Source organism: Pedobacter sp. 01N416 (assembly GCF_056399685.1).
In genome coordinates this window covers 1-3,049 of sequence record NZ_JBFTRT010000592.1, presented here as the reverse complement: position 1 = coordinate 3,049, position 3,049 = coordinate 1, and the positions used below count along the sequence as shown (strand labels likewise).

Sequence of the window (3,049 nt, the reverse complement as noted above, 5' to 3'; positions counted from 1 at the left end):
TTATTAGATATTCCATCAGTAAAATGTGGTCCGGGTTTTTCTGGCCGATCGCACATGGCTGATGAGTTTTTGTATGTGCGAGAAGTAGCAGAGGGTGTTGAGGGCTATGTAAATATGCTGAAACCGGTTATACAAGGTTGAGGGTTTTAAGGTTGATGGTATATGGCTTGGATGCCCAACTTAAATGCTTTACAACTCCTGGTGTTCGCTGTGTAAAACGCTGAGTACGCTGTGGTAAAATGATAGAATAGCTTTGTGTGCTTTGCGGAAAACTTAGCGCACTTTGTGGTTAAATAAATTTAAAATGAAAATTGCGGAAGCATTCTTCATAACCATTGAAAAAAATATCACTAATGAAAATCTGGCAAAAAAATATAGATGTAAATCAGTTTGTAGAGCGTTTTACGGTTGGTAAAGACCGTGAACTGGATCTGCAAATGGCAAAGTTTGATGTATTGGGTTCTTTGGCGCATACCCAAATGTTAGAAACTATTAATTTGCTATCCGCTGAAGAACTGAAAACGGTTCAACAAGAATTGAAAAATATTTATGCTGAAATTGAAGCTGGAAATTTCACCATAGAAGACAGTGTGGAAGATGTGCACTCACAGGTAGAGTGGTTGCTTACACAACGTATTGGCGAAGCAGGTAAGAAAATCCATAGTGGCCGGTCGCGTAACGATCAGGTGCTGGTTGATTTGAAACTGTTCTTTAGGGCTTGCATCGAAGATATGGTTGGCCAAACCTCAATCTTGTTTAATGAGCTAATTGAGCTGAGCAATACGCACAAAGATAAATTGATGCCAGGTTATACGCATTTGCAGATTGCCATGCCATCGTCTTTTGGTTTATGGTTTGGTGCTTATGCCGAAAGCTTGGCAGATGATATGGAATTGATGTTGGCTGCATGGAAAATCTGTAATAAGAATCCATTAGGGTCAGCTGCTGGTTATGGTTCTTCATTCCCTTTAAACAGAACTTTAACAACTGAGTTGTTAGGCTTTGAAAGCTTAAACTATAATGTAGTTTATGCGCAGATGGGGCGTGGCAAAACTGAAAGGGTTTTAGCACAGGCAATGAGTGCTGTTGCAGCAACTTTAGCTAAAATGGCGATGGATGTGTGTTTGTTCATCAATCAGAATTTTGGCTTCATTAGTTTTCCGGCAGAACTGACTACAGGGTCGAGTATTATGCCACACAAAAAAAATCCTGATGTTTTTGAGTTGATCCGTTCGCGTTGCAATAAAATTCAGGCTTTGCCGAATGAAATTGCCATGATGATTACCAATCTGCCATCAGGTTATCACCGCGATTTACAATTGCTGAAAGAAAATCTATTTCCAGCAATTACTTCTTTAAACGAATGTTTGGAGATTGCTACTTTTATGTTCCAGAACATCACGATAAAAGATGATATTTTAAAGGATAAAAAATACGACTATCTGTTTAGCGTTGAAGTAGTGAATGATCTGGCTTTACAAGGTGTTCCATTTAGAGAGGCTTATAAAATTGTTGGCGAACAGATAGAAAATGGTACTTTTGCACCGTCTGGCCAAATACATCATACACACGAAGGGAGCATTGGCAACCTGTGCAACGAGCAGATTGCTGCAGCAATGCAAGGAGTATTGTCTCAATTTGGTTTCGGAAAAGTGAATAAAGCAATAGAAGATTTAATTCGCTAATTATAAGATCGATAATAAATAATAGTATATGAAAGTTTCAGTATTGGCCAGTTCATTAATCGGCTCAGAAATTATAAAAATCGGTAATGAAGTTAACGAAATGAAGCGCAAAGGTGCTTCGATCGCTAATTTAACCATAGGCGATTTTGACGCAAACATTTACCCAATCCCAACCGAATTAAAGGCCGGAATTGTAGAAGCATACAACGCCAACCAAACCAACTACCCGCCTGCTGACGGTGTTTTGCCTTTAAGAGAAACGGTTTCGGAATTGTTAAAGGATAGATTTGGGTTAGAATACAACACCAACAGCATTTTAGTTTCTGGTGGTTCACGCCCTTTAATTTATGCTACTTACCTGGCTTTGATCGATCCTGGAGATACCGTGGTTTTCCCTGCACCATCTTGGAATAACAACCACTATTCTCACTTAACTTCGGCAAAAACAATTGCGGTAGAAACCGATGCTGCGCATAATTTTATGCCAACTGCAGCGCAATTAAAACCGCATTTAAAAGGGGCAACCTTATTGGCGCTGTGCTCGCCATTAAACCCAACAGGAACCATGTTCGATGCCGATTCCTTAGCTGAAATCTGTGATGCTGTTTTAGAAGAAAATGCATCACGTGGTGCCGACGAAAAACCATTGTACATGATGTACGATCAGATTTATTCGCTTTTAACTTTCGGAAAAGAACATGTAAATCCAGTTTCCTTACGCCCTACAATGCGTCCGTTTACTGTTTTTGTTGATGGTAGTTCGAAATGTTTGGCGGCAACTGGTGTACGTGTAGGATGGGGTTTTGGTCCGGAGGATATTATCAATAGAATGAAAGCTTTAGTTGGCCACATGGGTGCCTGGGCGCCAAAAGCCGAGCAAGTGGCTATGTCTAATTATTTTAACGATAAAGCACAGGTTGATACTTTCTTAACCAGTTTTAAAGGTCAGATTCAAGATAGCTTAAACGCACTTTACAATGGATTTAACGAATTAAAGAACGAAGGCTTTAATGTTGATGCTGTTGAGCCGATGGGCGCGATTTATTTGACCATTAAAATCGATTATATCGGAAAAACCACTGAAGATGGTCAAGTTTTAAAAGATAGTGCAGATGTAAATTTCTATCTGATTAAAGAAGCTGGAGCAGCTTTGGTTCCATTCTCTGCTTTTGGAAATGAAGACAGTATGCCTTGGTTCAGGGCTTCGGTTGGTGCTTGTACCCTGCAGGATATTAAAGATATGTTGCCAAGGATTAAAACCGCTTTGAGTAAGTTGAAGTAAAGATTATAAATTAGATAAGAAACCCTCTTCAAAATTAACTTAAGAGGGTTTCTTTATTTTTACTCCAACGAACATTTTGATT

2 protein-coding genes are annotated in these 3,049 nt (G+C 39.3%); both read left to right on the top strand.

Going from position 1 to position 3,049, the window contains the following annotated elements:
* Positions 1-353: 353 nt before the first annotated feature.
* Positions 354-1,685: an argininosuccinate lyase gene (gene argH, locus AC1DND_RS24180; protein ID WP_477585118.1), complete on the top strand. Its 1,332-nt coding sequence runs from the start codon at positions 354-356 to the stop codon at positions 1,683-1,685.
* Positions 1,686-1,713: 28 nt separating this feature from the next.
* Positions 1,714-2,967, top strand: coding sequence for a pyridoxal phosphate-dependent aminotransferase (locus AC1DND_RS24175; RefSeq protein ID WP_477585117.1), 1,254 nt, complete (start codon positions 1,714-1,716; stop codon positions 2,965-2,967).
* Positions 2,968-3,049 lie beyond the last annotated feature (82 nt).

Coding starts and splice junctions, on each gene's coding strand:
- AC1DND_RS24175 (WP_477585117.1), top strand. CDS start 1,714: ATGAAAGTTTCAGTATTGGCCAGTTCATTAATCGGCTCAGAAATTATA.
- argH (WP_477585118.1), top strand. CDS start 354: ATGAAAATCTGGCAAAAAAATATAGATGTAAATCAGTTTGTAGAGCGT.